27 protein-coding genes and 1 riboswitch are annotated in these 23,007 nt (G+C 64.9%); of the genes, 11 read left to right on the top strand and 16 right to left on the bottom strand.

Going from position 1 to position 23,007, the window contains the following annotated elements:
- Positions 1-9: 9 nt before the first annotated feature.
- Positions 10-687 carry a c-type cytochrome gene (locus M1D87_RS02890; protein WP_123085271.1) on the top strand — a complete coding sequence of 226 codons (678 nt, stop codon included), beginning with the start codon at positions 10-12 and terminating at the stop codon, positions 685-687.
- A gap of 19 nt (positions 688-706) precedes the next feature.
- On the opposite strand, the gene M1D87_RS02885 is transcribed toward M1D87_RS02890, so the two are convergent.
- The 3 genes from M1D87_RS02885 to M1D87_RS02875 form a co-directional block, all read right to left on the bottom strand.
- Positions 707-1,816, bottom strand: a complete 1,110-nt coding sequence (locus M1D87_RS02885) for an NAD(P)/FAD-dependent oxidoreductase (RefSeq protein WP_123085272.1) — start codon at positions 1,814-1,816, stop codon at positions 707-709.
- Positions 1,817-2,208: 392 nt separating this feature from the next.
- On the bottom strand, positions 2,209-2,472 hold the full coding sequence (locus tag M1D87_RS02880) for a DUF3077 domain-containing protein (RefSeq protein WP_015268787.1): 264 nt from the start codon (positions 2,470-2,472) through the stop codon (positions 2,209-2,211).
- A gap of 657 nt (positions 2,473-3,129) precedes the next feature.
- Positions 3,130-4,335, bottom strand: a complete 1,206-nt coding sequence (locus M1D87_RS02875; protein ID WP_123085273.1) for an RtcB family protein — start codon at positions 4,333-4,335, stop codon at positions 3,130-3,132.
- Between the two features lie 91 nt (positions 4,336-4,426).
- A riboswitch (FMN riboswitch) is annotated at positions 4,427-4,568 on the top strand.
- Positions 4,569-4,648: 80 nt separating this feature from the next.
- Here M1D87_RS02875 and ribB point away from each other — a divergent pair.
- The 4 genes from ribB to dxs all read left to right on the top strand — a co-directional run bounded on the left by ribB (position 4,649) and on the right by dxs (position 8,706).
- A complete protein-coding gene (gene ribB / locus M1D87_RS02870; protein ID WP_039614625.1) occupies positions 4,649-5,299 on the top strand; it encodes a 3,4-dihydroxy-2-butanone-4-phosphate synthase in 651 nt (216 codons plus the stop codon).
- 207 nt (positions 5,300-5,506) lie between these two features.
- Entirely contained in the window at positions 5,507-5,749 is a 243-nt protein-coding gene (locus tag M1D87_RS02865) for an exodeoxyribonuclease VII small subunit (protein ID WP_003255380.1), read from the top strand.
- Positions 5,746-6,633, top strand: coding sequence for a (2E,6E)-farnesyl diphosphate synthase (gene ispA, locus M1D87_RS02860; RefSeq protein ID WP_123085274.1), 888 nt, complete (start codon positions 5,746-5,748; stop codon positions 6,631-6,633). The genes M1D87_RS02865 and ispA overlap by 4 nt, the downstream gene beginning before the upstream one ends.
- Before the next feature lie 177 nt (positions 6,634-6,810).
- Entirely contained in the window at positions 6,811-8,706 is a 1,896-nt protein-coding gene (gene dxs, locus M1D87_RS02855) for a 1-deoxy-D-xylulose-5-phosphate synthase (RefSeq protein ID WP_024086183.1), read from the top strand.
- Positions 8,707-8,839: 133 nt separating this feature from the next.
- Here the strand turns inward: dxs and M1D87_RS02850 are convergent, their stop codons facing one another.
- The 12 genes from M1D87_RS02850 to nrdR all read right to left on the bottom strand — a co-directional run bounded on the left by M1D87_RS02850 (position 8,840) and on the right by nrdR (position 17,677).
- Positions 8,840-9,652 (bottom strand): cobalamin-binding protein, encoded by an 813-nt coding sequence (locus tag M1D87_RS02850; protein WP_123085275.1) that lies wholly within the window; start codon positions 9,650-9,652, stop codon positions 8,840-8,842.
- Positions 9,652-10,071 carry an MFS transporter gene (locus tag M1D87_RS02845; RefSeq protein ID WP_123085276.1) on the bottom strand — a complete coding sequence of 140 codons (420 nt, stop codon included), beginning with the start codon at positions 10,069-10,071 and terminating at the stop codon, positions 9,652-9,654. The genes M1D87_RS02850 and M1D87_RS02845 overlap by 1 nt, the downstream gene beginning before the upstream one ends.
- Entirely contained in the window at positions 10,068-10,685 is a 618-nt protein-coding gene (gene ribA / locus M1D87_RS02840) for a GTP cyclohydrolase II (protein ID WP_003255389.1), read from the bottom strand. The genes M1D87_RS02845 and ribA overlap by 4 nt, the downstream gene beginning before the upstream one ends.
- A gap of 263 nt (positions 10,686-10,948) precedes the next feature.
- The gene (locus M1D87_RS02835; protein ID WP_421091691.1) at positions 10,949-11,692 is read right to left on the bottom strand and encodes a substrate-binding periplasmic protein; all 744 of its coding nucleotides are present in this window, start codon (positions 11,690-11,692) and stop codon (positions 10,949-10,951) included.
- Between the two features lie 16 nt (positions 11,693-11,708).
- A complete protein-coding gene (locus M1D87_RS02830; RefSeq protein ID WP_004376077.1) occupies positions 11,709-12,212 on the bottom strand; it encodes a phosphatidylglycerophosphatase A family protein in 504 nt (167 codons plus the stop codon).
- Positions 12,209-13,177, bottom strand: coding sequence for a thiamine-phosphate kinase (thiL, locus tag M1D87_RS02825; protein ID WP_061303927.1), 969 nt, complete (start codon positions 13,175-13,177; stop codon positions 12,209-12,211). Before thiL ends, M1D87_RS02830 begins: the two co-directional genes overlap by 4 nt.
- A gap of 18 nt (positions 13,178-13,195) precedes the next feature.
- Positions 13,196-13,696, bottom strand: coding sequence for a transcription antitermination factor NusB (gene nusB, locus M1D87_RS02820; protein WP_013970674.1), 501 nt, complete (start codon positions 13,694-13,696; stop codon positions 13,196-13,198).
- Positions 13,693-14,169 (bottom strand): 6,7-dimethyl-8-ribityllumazine synthase, encoded by a 477-nt coding sequence (gene ribH, locus M1D87_RS02815; protein WP_003255395.1) that lies wholly within the window; start codon positions 14,167-14,169, stop codon positions 13,693-13,695. Before ribH ends, nusB begins: the two co-directional genes overlap by 4 nt.
- 92 nt (positions 14,170-14,261) lie before the next feature.
- Entirely contained in the window at positions 14,262-15,353 is a 1,092-nt protein-coding gene (gene ribBA / locus M1D87_RS02810) for a bifunctional 3,4-dihydroxy-2-butanone-4-phosphate synthase/GTP cyclohydrolase II (RefSeq protein ID WP_003259341.1), read from the bottom strand.
- 18 nt (positions 15,354-15,371) lie between these two features.
- A complete protein-coding gene (locus M1D87_RS02805; protein ID WP_003255399.1) occupies positions 15,372-16,037 on the bottom strand; it encodes a riboflavin synthase in 666 nt (221 codons plus the stop codon).
- A 42-nt stretch (positions 16,038-16,079) separates the two neighbouring features.
- Positions 16,080-17,210 (bottom strand): bifunctional diaminohydroxyphosphoribosylaminopyrimidine deaminase/5-amino-6-(5-phosphoribosylamino)uracil reductase RibD, encoded by a 1,131-nt coding sequence (gene ribD, locus M1D87_RS02800; protein ID WP_061551353.1) that lies wholly within the window; start codon positions 17,208-17,210, stop codon positions 16,080-16,082.
- Between the two features lie 2 nt (positions 17,211-17,212).
- A complete protein-coding gene (gene nrdR, locus M1D87_RS02795) occupies positions 17,213-17,677 on the bottom strand; it encodes a transcriptional regulator NrdR (protein ID WP_003255402.1) in 465 nt (154 codons plus the stop codon).
- Between the two features lie 106 nt (positions 17,678-17,783).
- Here nrdR and M1D87_RS02790 point away from each other — a divergent pair, with 106 nt between their 5' ends.
- Genes M1D87_RS02790 through trxA form a run of 3 tightly spaced genes read left to right on the top strand, consistent with a single transcriptional unit; the run spans position 17,784 to position 19,812 of the window.
- A complete protein-coding gene (locus tag M1D87_RS02790; protein ID WP_039614618.1) occupies positions 17,784-18,236 on the top strand; it encodes a YbaY family lipoprotein in 453 nt (150 codons plus the stop codon).
- Positions 18,237-18,908: a class I SAM-dependent methyltransferase gene (locus M1D87_RS02785; protein ID WP_003259339.1), complete on the top strand. Its 672-nt coding sequence runs from the start codon at positions 18,237-18,239 to the stop codon at positions 18,906-18,908. It begins immediately after the preceding gene.
- A 31-nt stretch (positions 18,909-18,939) separates the two neighbouring features.
- Positions 18,940-19,812 (top strand): thioredoxin, encoded by an 873-nt coding sequence (gene trxA / locus M1D87_RS02780; RefSeq protein WP_123085278.1) that lies wholly within the window; start codon positions 18,940-18,942, stop codon positions 19,810-19,812.
- Positions 19,813-19,943: 131 nt separating this feature from the next.
- On the opposite strand, the gene M1D87_RS02775 is transcribed toward trxA, so the two are convergent.
- Positions 19,944-20,288 (bottom strand): hypothetical protein, encoded by a 345-nt coding sequence (locus tag M1D87_RS02775; protein WP_123085279.1) that lies wholly within the window; start codon positions 20,286-20,288, stop codon positions 19,944-19,946.
- A 130-nt stretch (positions 20,289-20,418) separates the two neighbouring features.
- Here M1D87_RS02775 and M1D87_RS02770 point away from each other — a divergent pair, with 130 nt between their 5' ends.
- From M1D87_RS02770 to M1D87_RS02760, 3 genes are read left to right on the top strand one after another with little or no spacing between them, the layout of a single operon-like run.
- Positions 20,419-20,997: a DUF2796 domain-containing protein gene (locus tag M1D87_RS02770; protein ID WP_123085280.1), complete on the top strand. Its 579-nt coding sequence runs from the start codon at positions 20,419-20,421 to the stop codon at positions 20,995-20,997.
- Positions 20,998-21,708 (top strand): ABC transporter ATP-binding protein, encoded by a 711-nt coding sequence (locus tag M1D87_RS02765; protein WP_123085281.1) that lies wholly within the window; start codon positions 20,998-21,000, stop codon positions 21,706-21,708. It abuts the gene before it with no gap.
- Complete coding sequence (locus M1D87_RS02760) at positions 21,708-22,973, top strand: ABC transporter permease (RefSeq protein WP_039614614.1); 1,266 nt, start codon at positions 21,708-21,710, stop codon at positions 22,971-22,973. Before M1D87_RS02765 ends, M1D87_RS02760 begins: the two co-directional genes overlap by 1 nt.
- Positions 22,974-23,007: the final 34 nt, after the last annotated feature.

Here is a 23,007-nt window from a genome sequence, read left to right as displayed (position 1 = left end):
GAACCAGACATGAAAAGAACAATAACAACGCTTGTTGCAGCAGGCGCAGTGGCCAGCGTGGCCGTGCTGGGTGCTGCGTACTCCGGCCTGGTCAACGTGGGGGCCGATGATCCCCATTTCCCCGCCGTGCATGCGTTTCTGGCCATGGCCCGGGACCGCTCGATCGCAGTACGGGCCAGGGACATCGAGGTGCCAGACCTGAAAGATGAAGCGCTGATTCGTACCGGCGCCGGTAACTACAATGCCATGTGCATCGGTTGCCACCTTGCCCCTGGCGTCGAGAATACCGAGCTCAGCCAGGCTCTGTATCCATCGCCTCCCGACCTGACCAAAAGCGGTATCGGTGGCGACCCTGCTGCGGCGTTCTGGATCATCAAGCACGGCATCAAGGCCTCCGGCATGCCGGCCTGGGGCAAGAGCATGGGCGATGAATACATCTGGGGCATCGTCGCCTTCCTGGATCAGCTACCCCAGTTAAACGCCCAGCAGTACAAAACGATGGTCGCGGCCAGTGGCGGCCACCAGCATGGTGGTGGCGAAAGTGAAATGCACAACCATGAAGGCCAGCACCGCGGCAACGTGCCTGGCCACCATGGTGAGCAGGCCTCGGGCGCAAGCCAGCATGATGAGGGGCATTCAAAGGCCCATACTCATCGCGATGGCAAGCAGCACATGCATAAAGACTGAAGGCAGCTTGGCACTGCCCTCACTTGTCACGCAGGGTATGCAGCACGCGATCCGCCAATGCCAGGCAACTGGTCAACCCCGGTGACTCGATGCCAAACAGGTTCACCAACCCTGGCACACCATGCTCGGCGGGCGTACTGATGACGAAGTCTGCCGCCGGGTCCTGCGGGCCGCTGATCTTCGGGCGGATGCCGCTGTAGGCCGGTTGCAGGCTGGCGTCTGGCAGGTCGGGCCAATAGCGCCGTACTGCAGCGTAGAAGCTGTCGCCGCGTCGGGGGTCTACCGGGTAGTCGATATTTTCCACCCACTCCACATCCGGGCCGAAGCGCGCCTGGCCGCCCAGGTCGAGGGTCATGTGCACGCCCAGGCCGGCGTGCTCCGGTGCGGGGTACACCAGGTGCCGAAATGGCGCACGACCGCTCAGGCTGAAATAGCTGCCTTTGCATAGATAGGCCTTGGGCACATGAGCCGGATCGAGGCCGGTGATGTGCCCAGCGACTTCAACTGCCGATAACCCAGCGCAGTTGACCAGCCGCTGGCAGGTCAGGCTCATCGGCTCGGCACCGCCCATGTCCAGGCTGAAACCGGCCTCGATCACCCGCGCGGCAAGCAGTGGGGTATGCAGTACCAAGGTGGCGCCTGCGGCCTCGGCGTCACCCAGCAGGGCGAGCATCAAACCGTGGGAGTCGATGATGCCGGTGGACGGCGACCACAGCGCGGCGACACATGACAGCGCCGGCTCCAACTCACGCGCTTGGTCGGCGTCGAGCCATTGCAGGTCATCGACACCATTGCGCCGGCCCTGCTCCAGCAGGCGCTGCAAGCCTTCGACCTGGGCCGCATCGGTGGCGACGATCAGTTTGCCGAGGCGTTGGTATTCAACGCCCCGACTGTCGCAATAGGCATACAGGCGTTGCTTGCCCTCGACACACAACTGCGCCTTCAGGCTGCCATCGGGGTAATACAGGCCGGCGTGGATCACCTCGGAGTTGCGCGAGCTGACCCCGACGCCAATGCCCTCGCCCGCCTCCACCACCAGCACTTCATGGCCAGCCTGGGCCAGGGCGCGCGCCACCGCCAGGCCGACCACGCCGGCCCCGACCACCACACACTCGATATCAACGCTCACCTGCACCTCGCTTGTCGAAAGGCTTGACTGGCCTGTATCACCCCAGGCGCCACTCTAATCAAGCGGGCCATCAGGTGTATACCGACAGGTTTGCAGCGCCTGTGAGACCGAGCGCCGCCCGCGCGGCGCTTCGTAGCACAAGGCTGCTCCTACATTTGTTTCGGGCCAATATCGCCTGTGCCAGGGGCGTGCGGTCGCCTTGTTTGTGCGACGCGATATCACGGCATGCGCCAAGGCGTTCGCGCGCGAATTACACAGGAAGGACTGGCCCGAAACAGATGTAGGAGCAGCCTTGTGCTGCGAAGCGCCGCGCGGGCGGCGCTCGGTCTGACAGGCGCTGAAACTGCCGCGGCGAACACCTTGCGGCCCTCATGCGACCTAAAGGCAAACGCTCACTGCCCCATGCCCAATTCAGCATCATCCATCAGCGCCTTGGCCATCGCACTCAGGTAGTGCGCAGCCCAGATCATCATCGGCTTCTCATCCATCAGGCCGGTGATGGTCAGTTCGCGGACATAGCCCATCAACTCTGAGGACTGCTCGCGGGCATCGCGGCAGGGGATGCCGGGCTCGATGCGGAACAGTGGATGGGTGCCGTGTTCGCCTTGGTAGAAGGTGGTTTTGCCGACGGTGAACTGGGTGTCTTCTGTGGTCATTGTTGAATCCCCCTGAAATTTCTCGACTGCTTGCTCTGGCCCATTCGCGGGTGAACCCGCTCCTACATGGACCACCGATCGTTGTAGGAGCGGGTTTACCCGCGAAAAGGCCGGCCCAGACAACACATCACTCAAGCCTCAGTGCAAAGTCCGAGGCTGAGCGGGCAGCAGCATGGCCTGATGCACAACGGTCGCCGCGCACAGAGCGTAGTCCGTGGCCCGGATCAGGGTGTCTTCAAGGGAATGAATATCGTGGGGTGGATCGGGGACAATCTTAAGCATGGTGAGGTTCTCAGTTGATTGGCTAGAACCGCCACTCATTACTTGCAGTGTGATGGGTGGCGGCCACGTACAGGTCTGCAAGACCGGCAGAGAACGAAACCGGCAGGTTCGAAAACCTCCCGTACGCAGCCACCAACAAGCGCGCGCAATGGCATGCCATTGGCTATTGGTGATCGGTAATCGTTCTCTGAGCGGGCTTGCAGGCCCGGTCGCTGATTTGGCAACGACAGGCCCACACTAGGCCGCCAGGAACACCACCGCAATGGCTCAAGGGCGCTAGGAAGCTATTTCAGAAATGGCCTACGCGCAACGGGAAAAATCTGATTATCAGAAGTCATACCGCGGCTCGAATGAAGGGATATCTCGGTAAACCCGTCAGCCCTTCACACACACCACCTGCTGCAAGGTGTGCACCACCTCCACCAAGTCCTGCTGCGCGCGCATCACCGCATCGATGTCCTTGTAGGCCATGGGGATCTCGTCGATCACCTCCTTGTCCTTGCGGCATTCCACATGCGCCGTGGCCCGCCGCTGGTCTTCCACGGTGAAGCGGCTCTTGGCCTTGGTCCGGCTCATCACCCGGCCGGCACCATGGCTGCAGGAACAGAAAGACTCCTCGTTGCCCAGCCCTTGCACGATGAAGCTCTTGGCCCCCATCGAGCCGGGAATGATGCCCAACTGCCCTTTCTGCGCCGACACCGCCCCCTTGCGCGTCACCAGCACCTCTCGGCCAAAATGCTGCTCGCGCTGCACATAGTTGTGGTGGCAGTTCACCGCTTCCAGGCTGGCCTCGAACGGTTTGCCGAGCGCCTTGCGAGCCGCACCGACCACCGCCAGCATCATCAGCTCGCGGTTCTGCCTGGCGTAGTCCTGCGCCCACTCCACCGCTTCCACGTAGTCGGCGAAATGGCGGCTGCCTTCCTCGAAATACGCCAGGTCCTTGTCCGGCAGGTTGGCCAGGTGCTGGCGCATGTCGGCCTGGGCCAGTTCGATGAACAGGTTGCCGATGGCATTGCCCACGCCCCGGGAGCCGCTGTGCAGCATGAACCAGACGCGGTCGGCCTCGTCCAGGCACACCTCGATGAAGTGGTTGCCGCCGCCCAGCGTCCCCAGGTGATGGCGGTTATTGGTCTTCTCCAGCCGCGGGTACTTGTCGGTGATGGCCTTGAAGCGCCCGGCCAACCGCCCCCAAGCCTTGTCAGCCTGGGCCGGCACATCGGCCCAGGCGCCCTGGTCGCGTTTGCCGAAGGTCTTGCCATGCGGCACGGCGTGCTCGATGGCATTGCGCAGGCCATGCAAGTTGTCCGGCAAGTCGCGGGCGTGCAGCGACGTGCGCGCGGCGATCATTCCGCAGCCGATATCCACACCCACCGCGGCGGGAATGATCGCGCCAACCGTGGGGATCACACTGCCGATGGTCGAGCCCTTGCCCAGATGCACGTCCGGCATCACAGCCAGGTGCTTGAAGATGAACGGCATCCTCGCCGTGTTGAGCAGTTGCTTGCGGGCGTCGTCTTCCACCGGTACGCCGTCGGTCCACAACTTGACCGGCTTGCCGCCGGCGACCTGAAGAATGTCCATGGGGCTGTTCCTCGAATGCATAGCCGAATGATACCGCCAAAGGTCGTAGAGCCGTCGGTTGCCAGCGAGGTGGCAATGTGCTGTATGCTTGGCGGGTCTTCAGGGCGGGGTGAAAGTCCCCACCGGCGGTAAATCGAAAGATGAGCCCGCGAGCGCCCCGGCCATGTCGGGGGTCAGCAGATCTGGTGAGACTCCAGAGCCGACGGTCATAGTCCGGATGAAAGAAGGCGTCAGGCAGGGGCCATCCGGGCGCCCCTGCGCGCGCATTTTGTTCGCCCCGAGACGTTCATCGATCATTCACGAGGAGCGTTTCATGTCCACCACGCACCACCCGCAATTCCCCAATGTCAGCGCCGCCATCGCCGCCTTCCGGGCCGGGCGCCCTGTGCTGCTGCTCGACGACGACGACCGCGAGGACGAAGCGGACATCATCGCCGCCGCCGAGAACATCTCGCTGCAGACCATGGCCATGATGATTCGCGATTGCAGCGGCATCGTCTGCCTGTGCCTGGACGAGGCCACCGTCGACGAACTGCAACTGGCACCCATGGTGCAGAACAACCAGGCACGCCATGGCACCGGCTTCACCGTCACCATCGAGGCGGCGGAAGGCATCACCACCGGGGTGTCCGCCCAGGACCGCATCACCACCATTGGCGCGGCATTGCGCTCTACTGCGGACCAGCGCCATATCGTCAGCCCGGGGCATGTATTCCCGCTGCGCGCCCGCAATGGCGGGGTGCTGACCCGCCGTGGCCACACCGAAGGCTCGGTAGACCTGGCACGCCTGGCCGGGTTGCGCCCGGCGGCAGTGCTGTGCGAACTGATGAACCCCGATGGCACGATGGCCCGTGGCGAGCAGGTGGCGGTGTATGCGCGGCAATACAATCTGCCGGTGCTGACCATCGAGGAACTGGCGCGGTACCGTGAGGCCATGCTGGAGCTCGAGGCAGAGCCAGCCTGATCCACCGCACGGGGCCGCTTTGCGGCCCATTCGCGGGTAAACCCGCTCCCACAGGGACCGCGCAGACTCGGAACCGGTGCAGTACCTGTGGGAGCGGGTTTACCCGCGAAGAGGCCGGCAAGTGCAACCTCAGGCTGCCGGAAGTTTGCTCCCCCCGCCCCGCTCTGCTAGTGTCGCGCCGTTCTGAATGCCACCGAGACAGTCGCCATGGCCCGCAAAAAAGCCTCCCTCGATTTCGAGCAATCCCTCGCAGACCTGCAAGCACTGGTCGAGCGCCTGGAGAACGGCGAGTTGTCGCTGGAAGAGTCGCTGGCCGCCTTCGAGCAAGGCATCGCCCTGACCCGCGATTGCCAGGGTGCCCTGGCCCAGGCCGAACAGAAGGTGCAGATCCTGCTGGAACGCGATGGCGAACTGGCTGCCCAGCCCTTCGACGCGGAGCCGGAAGCATGATCGGCACCTACCAGGCCAGCTGCCAGGCGCGAGTCGACGCCGCCCTCGAACCGTTGTTCGTCGCCCCGACCAAGGAACTCGAACGCCTTTACGCCGCCATGCGCTACAGCGTGATGAACGGTGGCAAACGCGTTCGTCCGCTGCTGGCCTACGCGGCCTGCGAAGCCTTGGGCGCCCCGGCCGAACAGGCCAACGGCGCAGCCTGTGCGGTGGAACTGATCCACGCGTACTCGCTGGTGCATGACGACCTGCCGGCCATGGATGACGACGACCTGCGCCGCGGCCAGCCGACCACCCACAAAGCCTTCGATGAAGCCTGCGCGATCCTCGCCGGCGACGGTTTGCAGAGCCTGGCCTTCAGCGCTCTGCTCGACCCGCGCCTGAGCCCGCAAGACGACAGCATTCGCCTGGCCATGGTCCAGGCCCTGGCCAAGGCTGCCGGCCCGGCAGGCATGGTCGGTGGCCAGGCCATCGACCTGGGCTCGGTTGGCCTGAAGCTGGACCAGCAGGCGCTGGAGTTCATGCACCGGCACAAGACCGGCGCGCTGATCGAAGCCAGCGTGCGCCTCGGCGCCCTGGCCAGCGCCCGCGCCGAACAGGCGCAACTGGATGCCTTGCAGACCTATGCACAGGCCATCGGCCTGGCGTTCCAGGTGCAGGACGACATCCTCGACGTGGAAAGCGACACCGCCACCCTGGGCAAACGCCAGGGGGCCGATATCGCCCGTGACAAACCGACCTACCCGGCGCTGCTGGGCCTGGAAGCGGCCAAGGCCTATGCGATCGAACTGCGCGACCAGGCGCTGGTCGCACTGCAAGGGTTCGGCGAAAAGGCCGAACCGCTGCGGGCGTTGGCGCGTTACATCGTCGAACGCCGCAATTAAGCAACGACACCAATCCCTGTGGGAGCGGGTTTACCCGCGAATGCGATGTTGAGTTTACCGCCGCATTCGCGGGTGAACTCGCTCCCACAGGGGCCGCGTAACCCGTGGTTGAATGGGCAGTATTTCCTACAATGGGGTAAACTGCCGCGTCTTCACACACCTATAACGACTCGCCTGATGCCCACGACGTTTCAAGAGATCCCCCGCGAACGCCCGGTCACGCCGTTGCTCGACCGCGCTGACACGCCTGCCGGCCTGCGCCGGCTGGCCGAAGCCGACCTGGAGACCCTGGCCGACGAACTGCGCCAGGAACTGCTCTACACCGTGGGTCAGACCGGTGGGCATTTTGGTGCCGGCCTGGGCGTCATCGAGCTGACCATCGCCCTGCACTATGTCTTCGACACCCCCGACGACCGGCTGGTGTGGGACGTGGGGCACCAGGCCTACCCGCACAAGATCCTCACCGGGCGCCGTAACCGCATGCTCAGCCTGCGCCAGAAGGACGGCATCGCCGCCTTCCCGCGCCGCAGCGAGAGCGAGTACGACACCTTCGGCGTCGGCCACTCCAGCACCTCGATCAGCGCCGCACTGGGCATGGCCATTGCCGCCCGCCTGCAGAACAGCGACCGCAAGTCGATCGCGGTGATCGGTGACGGCGCGCTGACCGCCGGCATGGCCTTCGAGGCGTTGAACCACGCCCAGGAAGTCAACGCCGACATGCTGGTGATCCTCAACGACAACGACATGTCGATTTCGCGCAATGTCGGCGGCCTGTCCAACTACCTGGCCAAGATCCTCTCCAGCCGCACCTACGCGAGCATGCGCGAAGGCAGCAAGAAAGTGCTGTCGCGCCTGCCAGGCGCCTGGGAGATCGCCCGCCGCACCGAGGAGTACGCCAAGGGCATGCTGGTGCCGGGCACGCTGTTCGAAGAACTGGGCTGGAACTACATCGGCCCGATCGACGGCCACGACCTGCCGACCATGATCGCCACCTTGCGGAATATGCGTGACCTCAAGGGCCCGCAGTTCCTGCACGTGGTGACCAAGAAGGGCAAGGGCTTCGCCCCGGCCGAGATCGACCCTATCGGCTACCACGCCATCACCAAGCTGGAGCCGGCCGACAAACCCGCCGCACCGAAGAAAGCCAGCGGCCCGAAATACTCCGCGGTGTTCGGCCAGTGGCTGTGCGACATGGCTGCCGCCGACAACCGCCTGGTGGGCATCACCCCGGCGATGAAGGAAGGCTCCGACCTGGTCGAGTTCAGCGAGCGCTACCCGGAGCGTTACTTCGACGTGGCAATCGCCGAGCAACATGCCGTGACCCTGGCGGCCGGCATGGCCTGCGAGGGCAGCAAGCCGGTGGTGGCGATCTACTCCACCTTCCTGCAGCGCGCCTACGACCAGCTGATCCACGACGTGGCGGTACAGAATCTTGACGTGCTGTTCGCCATCGACCGCGCCGGCCTGGTCGGCGAAGACGGCCCGACCCACGCGGGCAGCTACGACCTGTCGTACCTGCGCTGCATCCCGGGCATGCTGGTGATGACCCCAAGCGACGAAAACGAACTGCGCAAGATGCTCAGCACCGGCCACCTGTACAACGGCCCGGCGGCTGTGCGCTACCCGCGTGGCACCGGCCCGAACGCGCCGATCAGCGGTGACCTGGAGCCGCTGGAAATCGGCAAGGGCGTGGTCCGTCGCCAGGGCGAGAAAGTCGCTTTGCTGGTGTTCGGCGTGCAACTGGCCGAGGCCATGCAGGTTGCCGAGCAGATCAACGCTACCGTTGTGGACATGCGTTTCGTCAAACCGCTGGACGAGGCGCTGGTGCTGGAGCTGGCTGCAAGCCATGAGCTGCTGGTAACCATCGAAGAAAACGCCATCATGGGCGGTGCCGGTGCGGCTGTGGGTGAGTTCCTGGCCAGCCAGGCGATCGTGAAACCGCTGCTGCACCTGGGGTTGCCGGACATCTATGTCGAGCATGCCAAGCCGGCGCAGATGCTGGCTGAGTGCGGGCTGGATGCGGCTGGGATCGAGGCTTCGGTGAAAGCTCGGATGGCCAGGCTCGGGTTGTAATCCCTTGGGGGCCGCTTTGCGGCCCTTTCGCCGGCAAGCCAGCTCCTACCTCGACCGCGCCAGCCTCAAGCCATGCGCTATCCCTGTAGGAGCCTGGCTTGCCAGCGATGGAGGGCGCAGCCCTAGCAGAACCTCACCTGGGCGTTGGTGCTTTAGCCTCGAGCAACGCACACAAACGCGCCGTAGCTTCGATCATCTGCCCACTAGGCCGCTCCAGGCCCTTGTCTGGCACCACCAGTAAACGATCATCGGCAACTGCACGCAGTTGTGGCCAGGCCTTCCAACCCGCCAGCTGCGCCTGATCTCCCGCCAGAATGACCTGCGGGTTGCGCAGCAGCACAGACTCCACATTTACCTGCGGCGCCGCCTGGGTGAGATCGGCGAAGACATTACGCGCGCCGCAAACGGCCAGGGCATCGCTGACCACCTGCCGGCCACCGAGCGTATACAGCGGTCGGTCCCAGACCTGGTAGAACACCTGCAAGGGCTCGTCCCGTCGATACTGCTGGCGCAGCTGACGCAGTCGTTCACGCAGGGCCTGGGCATACCGATGGCCCTGTTCGGCACGGCCGATTCGTTCGGCGATGGCTTCGATCTGCTCGATCAGCTGGTCGATATCATGGGGTTCTGCGCTGTACGTTGCGATACCCAGGCGCTTGAGCTGGTCGCGTTGGGCCGGCGGCACGCTGCCCGGCCACAGCAGCAACAGGTCGGGGCGCAGGCTGAGCAGGCGTTCGAGGTCCAGTTGCCCCTGGCGCCCCACCGAGGGCAACTCGCGCAGCGCCGCCGGCCGTTCGCCACCGTCGAGCACACCGACCAGCAGGTCATCGGCCTGCAGTTCGAGCATGATCTCGCTCATCGACGGGGCCAGGCTGACCACCCGCAGGGGTTCGGCGGCCAGTGTGGAGCAGACGAGCAGCGCCAACAGGCCGGGCAGCAGGCGCATCAGCCGAGCTGGCGTGGAATGCAATAGAGGTACAGCACCACTGCGGTGGACAACGCCAGCAGGATCTGCGGCACCGCCTCGAGGCCGACCAGCACCGACAAGGCGGCGACCCAGGCCGGCAAGCAGGCATACAGCATGGCCACGCGCCGCACCCGCGCCAGTTCGATCCAGGCGGCGGGCTCTTCACCAGTGCCGAGCACCTTGGATGTGGCGATGAGGGCGCGCTTGTAGGCACCGAAGCGCGGCAGGCTGAGGAACATGGTCGCCGCGCCGGCAATGAACAGTGGCATGGCCAACACCGAGGCCAGCGCATCACCGCCACCGAAGGCCCAGGCCATCACTGGCAGCGGCACCAGGCCCACCGCCAGGTACTGCCACCAGGCCAGCGCCAGGCGCCGCTTGACCTCGGCGCGGGTCACGCCTGAGGCACCTCGCCCTGGTGCTCGTTACCCAGCATGTGGCCCAGCTTGCCGGCCTTGGTTGCCAGGTAGTAGCGGTTGTGCGGGTTGTGCCCGGTGTGCAGCGGTACGCGCTCGGCGACGACGATGTTCATGTCGGTCAGGGCTTTGACCTTGCGCGGGTTGTTGGTCATCAGGCGCAGCGACTTCACGCCCAGGTGCTCCAGCATCGGCAGGCAGATGGCGTAGTCGCGCTGGTCGGCGGCGAAGCCCAGGCGCTCGTTGGCCTCGACGGTATCGGCGCCACCGTCCTGCAGCTCGTAGGCGCGAATCTTGTTAAGCAGGCCGATGCCACGGCCTTCCTGGCGCAGGTACAGCAGCACGCCACGGCCTTCACGGGCGATGGCCTGCAGCGCGGCTTCCAGCTGCGAGCCGCAGTCGCAGCGCTGGCTGAACAGGGCATCGCCGGTCAGGCACTCGGAGTGCAGGCGCCCCAGCACCGGCTGGCCGTCCGCGATGTCACCCAGGCTGAGCACCACGTGCTCACGGCCAGTGGCTTCGTCGAGGAAGCCATGCATGGTGAAGGTCGCGAAGGGAGTCGGGAGTTTAGAGGCGGCAACAAAGACGACGGGCACGTTGTGCTCCTGGAATAAGTTTAAATTTCTCGTGGGCCGATTGTATCAGCAGGTTGGGGGATGTGGGCTGGCTGAATACCGTGGGGTAAGATCGAAAAGTTCGATGCTTATTAGGCCATCGATCAACCCTGCCCCCTACGCGGGCTTCTGTGGGAGCGGGTTTACCCGCGAAGAAGGTAACGCGGTGCCTGGCACCGGCTTCGCCGGTGTTCGCGGGTAAACCCGCTCCCACAGGGACCGCACAGGCCTTGGTGCTCTGCGCCTCAATGCGGTTTGCTATCCGGGCTGAACGGATACGGCTGTTGCCAGTGCTCGAAGATCGGCTTCAGCTCACCACTGCGCACCAGCTCGGCCATGCGCTTGTCGAACAGGTCGCGCAGGGCCTTGGCCTGGTCGCTGCGGGCAAAGGCCAGGTACAGAGGCAGTTCGGCCACATGGGTGCGGCGGAAGCGCTCGGGCTGGGAGGTCTGGCCGAGCACGTAGTCGATCTCGGTCAGCGCATCGATGTAGAAGTCCACGCGGTCATGCTCAAGCATCGGCAGGATGCCTTCGCGGCGCTGGACTTCGCGGAAGTCATGCACATCGGGCAGATAGCTACCGAAGTCGTAGCCACGCACCCAGGCCAAGCGGTAGCGGCCTATGGTCTGCCGAGTAGGCACTGGCTTGCTGACCAACCCTAGCGCATAGATGTGGTCCATGTCGAAGTGCCAGCGCGGGTACAGGTTGTCGTCGTTCTCTTCCTTGTACGAGCCTACCCAGGCGTCAGCCTCGCCACGCTTCACCAGCCCGACCGCACGGCTGTAGGGCGCGCTCTGGGTCACTACCTTGAACCCGGCCGGCTCGAACACCTTGCGCAGCACGTCCCAGGCTACCCCGGTACCGTCGGCGTTGGTGTAGTCGAGCCACTCTTCACTGACCAGGTGGATCTGTTTCGGCACACCCTCGGCAGCCGCCGCCCACGGGGCAAGGCTCAGCAGCATTGCCAGCAGCACGGTCCTCATGGCCATTCACACGCTCCCTGTATCAGGCAACCGCCCAAACCAGAACCTGCATCCCCAGCCAGGCAAACACGCCAGCCAGGATATCGTCGAGCATGATGCCAACGCCCCCATGCACATGGCGGTCGACCCAGCGGATCGGCCACGGCTTGAGAATGTCGAAGAAGCGGAACATCAGGAACCCCGCCAGCAGCCACTGCCAGCCTTCCGGCACCAGCCAGAGGGTTATCCACATGCCGACGATCTCGTCCCAGACAATGCCTTCATGATCGTGCACGCGCAAGTCATTGGCGACCTTGCCGCATAGCCAGAAGCCGAACAGCATGCTCACGCCCAGCAACAGCCAGTAGCCCCAGTCGGGCAGCATCTGCCACAGCGGGATGAACGGTATGGCCACCAGCGAGCCCCAGGTGCCCGGCGCCTTTGGCAAGGTGCCAGAACCGAAACCGAAGGCGATGAAGTGCCACGGGTTGCGCCAGACCGAAGGCGGAACAAACTCCGCAGGCACCTGGTTGGGGTGATCGGTCACGGTGTCTCCCTAAAATGTTGATAGCCGCGTTGCCGCGGGGTGATGTCCTGGCCCTGCCGGTCGCGCAGGCTCACACCCTGCCCTTCGAGCACCCGCCCGATGACATGGAATGCCGCCAGGCCTTGTGCCTGCAGGGATGAAAGCTCGGCTGGCGGCAAGGTGAACGCCAGCACATAGTCGTCGCCACCGGTCAGCGCCGCGTGTACGGCCGCCTCGGCGCCGAGCAAGCCCTGCAAAGCGGATGACACTGGCACCTGCTCCAGGTTCACTTCGAGCGCCACGCGGGAGCCCTTGGCGATATGCCCGCAGTCGGCCAGCAGGCCGTCGGAAATATCCAGTGCCGAAGTTGCACGCCCGCGCAGCAACTGGCCCAGGGCGAACTGCGGCGACGGCGACCAGTAATGGTCGAGCAACGGTTGCGCCAGCGCGGCATCGGCCTGGCGCTGGCCCAGCACCAGCGGCAAAGCCCCTGCCGCGTTACCCAACTCGCCCCCGACGCAAAGCAGGTCGCCCGGGCGAGCGCCATCACGGCGCAACGCCTGCCCCACCGGAACCCGGCCGAACACGGTCATGGTGATACTCAGGGGGCCGCGAGTGGTGTCGCCACCGATAAGGCTTAGCTGGCAGTGGCCGGCCATGCGGTTGAGGCCGCTGGCGTAGGCTTGCAGCCAGTCGGCGCTGACCTCGGGCAAGGTCAGGGCAAGGGTGAAGCCGATGGGGGTGGCGCCCATGGCAGCCAGGTCGCTGGCCGCCACGGCCAGCGAGCGCTGGCCGAGCAACCAAGGGTCACACAGAGCCGGAAAATGCACCCCGGCAACCAGGGTGTCGGTGGACACCGCCAGTTGCTCGCCGACAGGAAGGCCCAGCAAGGCGCAGTCGTCACCAATGCCAAGGGCCACGCCTTCACCGCCTTGCGCACAGGGCGCGGCGGCGAAGTAATGGCTGATCAGCTCGAACTCACCCATGGTCCGCAAGCGCCAGGATCAGCGCTTGTTCGCCTTGACTTCTGCTTCGCGCAGGTTCGGGGCCAGCTTGTCCAGCACACCGTTGACGAACTTGTGGCCGTCGGTGGCACCGAAGACCTTGGCCAGCTCGACACCTTCGTTGATCACCACGCGGTACGGTACGTCGACGCGTTTGATGAACTCCCAGGTAGACAGACGCAGCACGGCCAGCTCTACCGGGTCGAGCTCTTCCAGTGCCAGGTCCAGGCATGGCTTCAGGGCGCTGTCGATTTCGCTCTTGATCGCCGGGACCCCATGCAGGATCTCGCGGAAATAAGCGCCGTCGACATCGGAGAAATCGTTATCGACCCGGAACTGCGCTTCGATCTCGTTCAGCGAATGCTGCGCCATGTGCCACTGGTACAGCGCCTGGGTCGCGAGCTTGCGGGCTTCGCGGCGCTTGGCACTCTTCGATGGCTTGCCGGCATCCGCAGGTTTTGGATCGCGCGGGTTGAAACGATCGCTTTCGTCGCTAATCACTTGGCCTCCAACTGCGCCAGCAGGCTGACCATTTCCAGAGCGGACAGGGCAGCTTCAGCACCTTTGTTGCCGGCCTTGGTGCCGGAACGCTCGATGGCCTGCTCGATGGAATCGACGGTCAGTACGCCGAAGGCCACCGGAACACCGAACTCCATGGACACCTGGGCCAGGCCCTTGGTGCATTCGCCCGCCACGTATTCGAAGTGCGGGGTACCACCACGGATCACTGCGCCCAGGGCGATGATCGCGTCGTAGGCGCCTTGCTGGGCGACCTTCTGTGCCACCAGCGGGATTTCGAATGCACCCGGGGCACGGATGATGGTGATGTCGCTTTCGCTGACACCGTGGCGTACCAGGGCGTCAACGGCACCGCTTACCAGGCTTTCGACGACGAAGCTGTTGAAGCGGCCAACCACCAAAGCATAGCGACCTTTGGGGGCGATGAAGGTACCTTCGATGGTCTTCAGGGTCATTCCGATATTCTCATCTTCAAGAGCGAGGCCGCATGCTGGCGGCCTCGACAGGGGTATGGACTCGAGCTGGAGGGCGTCACTGCCGCCTCAAGTCACTCGGAGGGCACGTATTCTACAACTTCCAGATCGAATCCGGATATCGCGTTGAACTTCATCGGCGAACTCATCAGGCGCATCTTGCGCACACCGAGGTCGCGCAGGATCTGCGAACCTGCACCCACGGTGCTGTAGGTAGTCGGTGCCTTGACTGGTGCATCGCCAGCGCTTTCGCGGATGTGCGCCAGCAACACGTCGCCGTCCAGCGGGTGCCCCAGCAGCAATACCACGCCGCTGCCGGCCTCGGCCACGGCAGCCATGGCGGCGCGCAGGCTCCAGCGGCCCGGTTGCTTGACCAGCAGCAGGTCGCGCAGCGGGTCCATGTTGTGTACGCGGACCAGGGTCGGCTCTTCGGCGCAGATCTTGCCCAGGGTCAAGGCCATGTGCACGTCGCCTTCCACCGCGTCGCGGTAGGTGACCAGGTTGAACTCACCAAGCTCGCTCTCGACCGGTTGCTCGGAGACGCGCTGCACGGTGCGCTCGTGGATCATGCGGTAGTGAATCAGGTCGGCGATGGTGCCGATCTTCAGGCCGTGCTCGGCGGCAAACACTTCCAGCTCGGCGCGGCGCGACATGGTGCCGTCGTCGTTCATCACTTCGCAGATCACGCCACTCGGCTCGAAACCGGCCATGCGTGCCAGGTCGCATGCGGCCTCGGTGTGGCCGGCACGGGCCAAGGTACCGCCAGGCTGGGCCATCAGCGGGAAGATGTGGCCGGGGCTGACGATGTCTTCGGCCTTGGCGTCCTTGGCGGCTGCCGCCTGCACGGTGCGTGCGCGGTCAGCGGCGGAGATGCCGGTGGTGACACCTTCGGCGGCTTCGATCGACACGGTGAACTTGGTGCCGAAGCCCGAGCCGTTGCGCGGTGCCATCAGCGGCAGCTTCAGCGTTTCGCAACGCTCGCGGGTCATCGGCATGCAGATCAGACCACGGGCGTGCTTGGCCATGAAGTTGATGTGCTCGGGCAGGCAGCACTCGGCTGCCATGATGATGTCGCCCTCGTTTTCGCGGTCTTCGTCATCCATGAGGATGACCATTTTGCCCTGGCGGATGTCTTCGACCAGTTCTTCGATGCTGTTGAGCGCCACGCGGCACCCCCTTCTCAATCAGGATTTCAAGAAGCCGTTGGCGGCCAGGAAGCTTTCGGTAATGCCACTGCCCTTGCTCGGTTCGGCGGCCTTGTCACCCAGCAGCAGACGCTCCAGGTAACGGGCCAGCAGGTCGACCTCAAGGTTTACCCGACGCCCTGCACGGTAGTCGGCCATGATGGTTTCGGACAGGGTGTGCGGGACAATGGTCAGCTCGAACTCGGCGCCATTGACCTCGTTGACCGTCAGGCTGGTGCCGTCGACGGTGATCGAACCCTTGTGGGCGATGTACTTGGCCAGTTCCTTCGGTGCACGCACGCGGAACTGGATGGCGCGGGCGTTATCGCTGCGCGAGATGATTTCGCCGACCCCGTCGACGTGGCCGCTGACCAGATGCCCGCCCAGCCGGGTAGTGGGAGTCAGGGCTTTTTCCAGGTTGACCTTGCTGCCGCTCTTGAGGTCGATGAAGGCGGTGCGCTTGAGGGTTTCGACGCTGACGTCGGCCCAGAAGCCGTCGCCCGGCAGTTCGACGGCGGTCAGGCACACGCCGTTGACGGCGATGCTGTCGCCGAGCTTGACGTCACCCAGGTCGAGCTTGCCGGTTTCGACGTAGACGCGCACGTCGCCACCCTTGGGAGTCAGGCTGCGGATGGTGCCGATGGATTCGATGATGCCGGTGAACATTGGGTCTTCCTCAAAAACGTTTTGCGCAGGGCAAGCCAGGCATTATACGCGGGGTGCCGGCAGGGGGATGGCCGTGACCCGCCAGTCATCGCCCACTGCGCGCATTTCGGTAATTTTCAGCCGCGGCGCTTCGCTCATCTTGTCCAGTGGCCAGTCCAACAGCGGACGGGCCTGGGAACCAAGGAACGTGCCGGCGACGAAAAGCTGGTACTCGTCGATCAGGCCTAGCCGAGCGAAGGCGCCGACCAGGCCGGCACCGGCTTCCAGCAGGACTTCGTTGATGCCGCGGGCCGCCAGGGCCTGCAGCAACGCCGACAGGTCTACCTGGCCATTGTCACCCGGCAAGCTGAGCAGTTCGTGGCCGGCAGCGGCATAGCGCGGGTCATCTGCGACAGCGGTCACCACCAGCGCCGGGCCAGCCTGGAAGAACGGCGCATCCAGCGGCAGGCGCAGGTGGCCATCGATCAGCACGCGCAGCGGTGTGCGGCTGAGAGCCAGGGCAGTGGTTTCGGCATCCAGGCCCAGCTCGGCGCCGCGCACGGTCATCCGCGCGTTGTCGGCCAACACGCTGGTGGCGCTGGTCAGTACCACGCTGGAGCGGGCGCGCAGGCGCTGCACCGCCGAGCGGGCGGCCGGGCCGGTGATCCACTGGCTTTCGCCACTGGCCATGGCGGTGCGGCCATCCAGGCTCATGGCCAGCTTGGCGCGAACGAACGGCAAGCCGTGCTCCATGCGTTTGAGGAAACCGGGGTTGAGTGCGCGGGCCTCGGCCTCGAGCACGCCGCTGGCCACTTCGATACCGGCTTCGGCCAGGCGCCGCAGGCCCTGCCCCGCCACTTGCGGGTTGGGGTCCTGCATGGCGGCTACCACCCGTGCCACGCCTGCCTTGACCAGCGCTTCGGCGCACGGCGGCGTGCGGCCATGGTGGCTGCACGGCTCGAGGGTGACATAGGCACAGGCGCCACGGGCACGCTCACCGGCCTGTCGCAGGGCATGCACTTCGGCATGCGGCTCGCCGGCGCGTACATGCCAGCCTTCGCCGACCACCTCGCCATCGCGCACGATCACGCAGCCTACGCGCGGGTTCGGGTGGGTGGTGTACAGGCCCTTGCGCGCCAGCTCCAGCGCGCGGGCCATGTAGTGGGCGTCGAGGATGGCAGCTTGGCTGGGCATGATCACTCTTTAGCCGGCTCGCGAGCCAGGCGGTCGATTTCTTCGCGGAACTCGTCGAGGTCCTGGAAGCGCCGGTAAACCGAGGCAAAACGGATATAGGCCACTTCGTCGAGCTTGCGCAGCTCGGCCATGACCATCTCACCCACTACCAGCGATTTGACTTCACGCTCGCCGGTGGCACGCAGGCGGCTCTTGATATGCGCCAGCGCAGCTTCCAGGCGCTCGACGCTGACCGGGCGCTTTTCCAGTGCCCGTTGCATGCCGGCGCGCAGTTTTTCTTCGTCGAAGGGTTGGCGCGTGCCGTCCTGCTTGATCAGCCGGGGCAGCACCAGCTCCGCGGTTTCGAAGGTGGTGAAGCGCTCGCCGCAGGCGACGCATTCACGGCGGCGGCGCACCTGCTCGCCCTCGGCGACGAGACGAGAGTCGATTACCTTGGTGTCGTTGGCACCGCAAAAGGGACAGTGCATGGTGGCAGGCAACAAAAAAAGGGAGGGCCATGGTAGCGCATCCCACTGGCAAGACAAGCCAAAGGGGTTAACATCCATGGGAAATCTGCCCGTGAAGGACTACCCCATGCACTACCGAGCGCTCGTCGTGCTGTGCTGCGCCGCCCTGCTCGCCGCCTGCGGCAGCGACAGGCCGAAGCCCGACACCCCTCCGGCACCCACGCCAGCCCGCACGGCCAAGCCGGCCGCAGTACTGGGCCCGCTGCCGGCCTACCAGCGCGAGCTGAGCGGCACCTTGCTGGAAATCCCCGCCGGTGCCGACGTGGAGCTGGCCTTGCTGGTCATCGACGAACGCGACCGCCCACAACGCTTGCTGGCCAGCAGCAACCTGACTGGCACCGGCCAGGCCCTGCCCTACCAACTGCGCTTCAACCCCGAGGCCTTCCCCGCTGGTGCCCGGGTCGAGCTGCGCGGCCGCGCCAGCAGCTCTGGCCAGCTGATCATGCACCTGCCGCCGGTGCGCATTACCCAGGCCCAGACCCAGGCCACCGGCCCGCTGCGTTTCGAGAAGGCGCCGTAAGTGGCGCCAGTCTCCCTACAACAGCCCCTGCAACAGGCCCTCAGCGGCCTGATCGGCGAAGCGCGTCTTGTCGTCAGCGAGCTGCCCGGCTGCGACCTCAAGCTGTGGCTGATCGACGACCAGAACATGGACCGCGCCTTCAGTAGCGAGGAGACTCGGCGCATTCTTGAAGATCCGCCCTACTGGAGCTTCTGTTGGGCCAGCGGCCTGGCCATGGCCCGTTATCTGGCCGAGCACCCGGAATGGGTAGCCGGCAAGCGCGTGCTGGATTTTGGCGCCGGCTCCGGTATCGCCGGTATTGCCGCCGCCCGCGCCGGTGCGCTGGAAGTGGTGGCCTGCGACCTCGACCCGCTGGCACTCGATGCCTGCCGCGCGAATGCCGCGCTGAACGGGGTGGAACTGGGTTACAGCAGCGATTTCTTCGCCGAAGACGACCGCTTCGATCTGATCCTGGTTGCCGACGTGCTGTACGACCGCGCCAACCTGCCGCTGCTGGATGCCTTCCTCGGCCGCGGGCGCCAGGCGCTGGTGGCCGACTCGCGGGTACGCGACTTCAGCCACCCGCTGTATCAGCAGCTGGGCGTGCTGGAAGCGCTTACCCTGCCAGACCTGGCCGAGCCGCACGAATTCCGCCGGGTCAGCCTGTACCACGCCAGCCGCGACACCTTATAGTGGTGTTATCCACGAGTTTGCGAGAGTCGCGATGACCCAAGACACGCCTTACATTTTCGACGCTACCGATGCCACCTTCCAGCAACTGGTTATCGAGAACTCCTTCCACAAACCGGTGCTGGTGGATTTCTGGGCCGAGTGGTGCGCGCCGTGCAAGGCACTGATGCCACTGCTGGCGAAGATCACCGAGAGTTACCAGGGCGAGTTGCTGCTGGCCAAGATCAACTGCGACGTGGAGCAACAGGTAGTTGCCCAGTTCGGCATCCGCAGCCTGCCGACCGTGGTGCTGTTCAAGGACGGCCAGCCGGTGGACGGTTTTGCCGGTGCGCAGCCGGAATCGGCGATTCGCGCCATGCTCGAGCCGCACGTGCAACTGCCTGCCGCGCCCACCGCCTCGCCGCTGGAGCAGGCCAAGACGCTGTTTGCCGAAAGCCGTTTTGCCGAGGCCGAAGCGCTGTTGCAGGCGCTGCTGGGTGAGGACAACAGCAATGCCGAGGCGCTGATCCTGTATGCCCGTTGCCTGGCCGAGCGCGGGGAGTTGGGTGAAGCCCAAGTGGTACTGGATGCGGTCAAGACCGACGAGCACAAGGCCGCCCTGGCCGGCGCCAAGGCCCAGCTGACCTTCCTGCGCCAGGCCGCCAGCCTGCCGGAAGTGGCCGACCTGAAAAGCCGCCTGGCACAGAACCCGCAGGATGACGAGGCGGCCTATCAGCTGAGCATCCAGCAGCTGGCGCGCCAGCAATATGAAGCGGCGCTGGAAGGGTTGCTGAAGCTGTTCCAGCGTAACCGTGGTTATGAGAGCGGGCTGCCGCAGAAGGCGTTGCTGCAGGTGTTCGAGCTGCTGGGCGGTGATCACCCGCTGGTCGGCGTGTATCGTCGAAAGTTGTCGGCGGCGATGTTCTGACAATGCCGGGGCCGCTTTGCGGCCCATTCGCAGCACGAGGCTGCTCCTACACCACGTGTTGCGCAGTCCCTGTAGGAGCAGCCTTGTGCTGCGAATGGGCTGCAAAGCAGCCCCCAAAGTCCTGAAAGCCTTCACCCAACCCAGTGATACACCGGCGCGTCCACGCCACTTTCCACCTTGACTTCACTGCTATGCCGCAAGCGCACCAGCAGCCGCTTACCCGCCGCCGTACTTCCCGCCAGCCCTTCGAGCCGGTCCAGCAATTCCGGCCCGCTCATCTGCCCCGCCAGGCGCAACACCTCACACGCCGCAATCCATTGCCCGTCATCCTGACGCGTCGTCGTCACGGTTTCGGTTGCTGCGGTCTGCGCCACCGCGGGCAATTCGATCTGCCGCCCTAGTTGTGCCCACTCTTCAGGCGCCAGCTCGATGGTCAGGTCCACAGGCCAATCACCAATCTGTCCACGAATTCTCATGCTGCATTCCCTGAACCCAAGTCAATGCCGCCATCCTACCCCAACATGAAACCTGCGCCACGCAGGCTGGCAGCACGGGGAAAAGCTGTTATAACATAACCCAATCTTCTTGCCCGCTCCGGAGTCGTCCATGCGTCGCCTGTTGCTTGCCCTGCCCTTCGCCTTGCTGCCTCTGGCCGTGGCCCATGCCCACGATGATGATCACGATCACGACCACGCCCACGGCACCCTCGGCGCCCACGAGCATGGCGTGGCCAAGCTCAATGCCGTGCTCGATGGCAACACCCTGGAGCTGGAGCTGGACAGCCCGGCAATGAACCTGGTCGGCTTCGAACACGCCGCCAACAGCGACGCCGACAAGGCCAAGGTCGCGGCGGTGCGCCAGCAGCTGGAGCAACCACTGAAGCTGTTCGGCCTGCCCGCCGCTGCCGGTTGCAAGGAAGACCAGCAGGAACTGGAAAGCCCGCTGTTCGGTGATGCCCCGAAAGCCGACGACGATGGTGACGACCACGAGCACAGCCACCAGCACAGCGACATCGGCGCCCATTACCAGCTGACTTGCGCCAACCCCGACAAACTGGCGCAGGTGGACCTCGCTCCGCTGTTCAAGGCGTTCCCGGCTACCCAGAAAATCACCGTTCAACTGATCGGCCCCAATGGCCAGAAAGGCGCGGAAGCCACGCCAGCCAAGGCTGCGGTCGCGTTCTGAATGCGCCAGCCGTTGATCGAACTGCATGACCTGGTCTTCGCCTGGCCCGGCCAGCCGGCGCTGCTGGATATTCCGGCATTCCGCCTGGAGGCTGGCGAAGCCCTGTTTCTCAAGGGCCCCAGCGGCAGTGGCAAGACCACATTGCTGGGCCTGCTGGGCGGCGTAAACGTACCGGGCCAAGGCCGCATCCAGTTGCTCGGCCAGGACCTCGGCCGCCTGGGCCAAGGCGCCCGTGACCGCTTCCGAGTCGACCACACCGGTTATATCTTCCAGCAGTTCAACCTGCTGCCGTTCCTTTCGGTGCGCGAAAATGTCGAGCTGCCCTGCCGCTTCTCGCGCAGCCGCAAGGCCCGCGCCGAGCAACGCCATGACAGTGTCGACCAGGCAGCCAGCACCTTGCTGGCCCACCTGGGCCTGGACGACCCCGCCCTGCTCGCCCGCCGCGCCGACAGCCTGTCGATCGGCCAGCAGCAACGGGTCGCTGCCGCCCGCGCACTGATCGGCCAACCCGAACTGGTAATCGCCGACGAACCCACCTCGGCGCTGGATGCCGACACCCGCGAAGCGTTCATCCGCCTGCTGTTCGATGAATGCCGCGCCGCCGGTGCCAGCCTGCTGTTCGTCAGCCACGACCAGAGCCTGGCGCCGCTGTTCGACCGCCACCTGTCGCTAGCCGAACTCAACCGCGCCGCCAAGCCCCGGGAGGCCTGATGTACCTGCTCCGCCTTGCCTTGGCCAGCCTGGCCAACCGCCGCTTCACCGCATTCCTCACCGCCTTCGCCATCGCCCTGTCGGTGTGCCTGCTGCTTGCCGTGGAGCGGGTCCGTACCGAGGCCCGGGCCAGCTTCGCCAGCACCATAAGCGGTACCGACCTGATCGTCGGCGCCCGCTCCGGCTCGGTGAACCTGCTGTTGTACTCGGTGTTCCGCATCGGCAACGCCACCAACAACATCCGTTGGGACAGCTATGAGCACTACGCCAAGGACCCGCGGGTGAAATGGGCCATCCCCATCTCGCTGGGCGACTCGCACCGTGGTTATCGAGTGATGGGCACTACCGGCGACTACTTCAGCCATTACCAGTACGGCCGCCGCCAGCACCTGGAATTGAGCCATGGCCGCGCGTTTGCCGATGATCCGTTCGAGGTGGTGCTGGGTGCCGAAGTGGCCGAGGCATTGCACTACAAGCTGGGCGACAAGCTGGTGCTTGCCCACGGCGTGGCCGCGATCAGCCTGGTCAAGCACGACGACAAGCCGTTCACCGTAGTCGGAGTGCTCAAGCGCACCGGCACACCGGTCGACCGCACGCTGCATATCAGCCTGGGCGGCATGGAAGCCATCCACATCGACTGGCACAACGGGGTGCCGGCCCGTGGCGCCGGGCGTATCAGCGCCGAGCAGGCACGGACCATGGACCTGCAGCCTGCCGCCATCACTGCGTTCATGCTCGGCCTGAACAGCAAGATCGCGACATTCAGCCTGCAGCGGGAGATCAATGAATACCGCAGCGAGCCGTTGCTGGCGATCCTGCCCGGGGTAGCCCTGCAGGAGCTGTGGAGCCTGATGGGCACCGCGGAGCAGGCGTTGTTCGTGGTGTCGCTGTTCGTGGTGCTGACCGGCCTGATCGGCATGCTTACGGCGATTCTCACCAGCCTCAATGAACGCCGCAGGGAGATGGCGATATTGCGCTCGGTTGGTGCCAGGCCGTGGCATATCGCAGGGCTGCTGGTGCTGGAGGCACTGTCGCTGGCGGCGGTCGGGATTGCTGCAGGGCTTGGCTTGCTGTATGCGGGAATCGCCCTGGCACAAGGGTATGTGCAGGCCAACTATGGTTTGTACTTGCCGCTGGCCATGCCCAGTGCTCATGAATGGACGTTGCTGGCTATCATCCTGGGAGCTGCGCTGTTGATGGGCAGCGTGCCGGCGTGGCGGGCCTATCGGCAGTCGCTGGCCGACGGCTTGTCCATTCACCTCTGAGGGCGTGCAATGATCCAATACCTCACTGCCTTCT

This window comes from Pseudomonas sp. SA233 (assembly GCF_054792385.1).
Note: the sequence above shows the minus strand (reverse complement) of the source record. Positions and strands in the feature narration are given on the sequence as shown.

Coding starts and splice junctions, on each gene's coding strand:
- M1D87_RS02760 (WP_039614614.1), top strand. CDS start 21,708: ATGTACCTGCTCCGCCTTGCCTTGGCCAGCCTGGCCAACCGCCGCTTC.
- M1D87_RS02790 (WP_039614618.1), top strand. CDS start 17,784: ATGCACTACCGAGCGCTCGTCGTGCTGTGCTGCGCCGCCCTGCTCGCC.
- M1D87_RS02805 (WP_003255399.1), bottom strand. CDS start 16,037: ATGTTCACCGGCATCATCGAATCCATCGGCACCATCCGCAGCCTGACT.
- ribB (WP_039614625.1), top strand. CDS start 4,649: ATGTCCACCACGCACCACCCGCAATTCCCCAATGTCAGCGCCGCCATC.
- M1D87_RS02775 (WP_123085279.1), bottom strand. CDS start 20,288: ATGAGAATTCGTGGACAGATTGGTGATTGGCCTGTGGACCTGACCATC.
- trxA (WP_123085278.1), top strand. CDS start 18,940: ATGACCCAAGACACGCCTTACATTTTCGACGCTACCGATGCCACCTTC.
- M1D87_RS02890 (WP_123085271.1), top strand. CDS start 10: ATGAAAAGAACAATAACAACGCTTGTTGCAGCAGGCGCAGTGGCCAGC.
- thiL (WP_061303927.1), bottom strand. CDS start 13,177: ATGGGTGAGTTCGAGCTGATCAGCCATTACTTCGCCGCCGCGCCCTGT.
- M1D87_RS02765 (WP_123085281.1), top strand. CDS start 20,998: ATGCGCCAGCCGTTGATCGAACTGCATGACCTGGTCTTCGCCTGGCCC.
- M1D87_RS02875 (WP_123085273.1), bottom strand. CDS start 4,335: ATGGACATTCTTCAGGTCGCCGGCGGCAAGCCGGTCAAGTTGTGGACC.
- M1D87_RS02880 (WP_015268787.1), bottom strand. CDS start 2,472: ATGACCACAGAAGACACCCAGTTCACCGTCGGCAAAACCACCTTCTAC.
- ribH (WP_003255395.1), bottom strand. CDS start 14,169: ATGACCCTGAAGACCATCGAAGGTACCTTCATCGCCCCCAAAGGTCGC.
- M1D87_RS02850 (WP_123085275.1), bottom strand. CDS start 9,652: ATGCGCCTGCTGCCCGGCCTGTTGGCGCTGCTCGTCTGCTCCACACTG.
- ribD (WP_061551353.1), bottom strand. CDS start 17,210: ATGCCCAGCCAAGCTGCCATCCTCGACGCCCACTACATGGCCCGCGCG.
- M1D87_RS02835 (WP_421091691.1), bottom strand. CDS start 11,692: ATGGCCATGAGGACCGTGCTGCTGGCAATGCTGCTGAGCCTTGCCCCG.
- M1D87_RS02770 (WP_123085280.1), top strand. CDS start 20,419: ATGCGTCGCCTGTTGCTTGCCCTGCCCTTCGCCTTGCTGCCTCTGGCC.
- nrdR (WP_003255402.1), bottom strand. CDS start 17,677: ATGCACTGTCCCTTTTGCGGTGCCAACGACACCAAGGTAATCGACTCT.
- M1D87_RS02865 (WP_003255380.1), top strand. CDS start 5,507: ATGGCCCGCAAAAAAGCCTCCCTCGATTTCGAGCAATCCCTCGCAGAC.
- ispA (WP_123085274.1), top strand. CDS start 5,746: ATGATCGGCACCTACCAGGCCAGCTGCCAGGCGCGAGTCGACGCCGCC.
- dxs (WP_024086183.1), top strand. CDS start 6,811: ATGCCCACGACGTTTCAAGAGATCCCCCGCGAACGCCCGGTCACGCCG.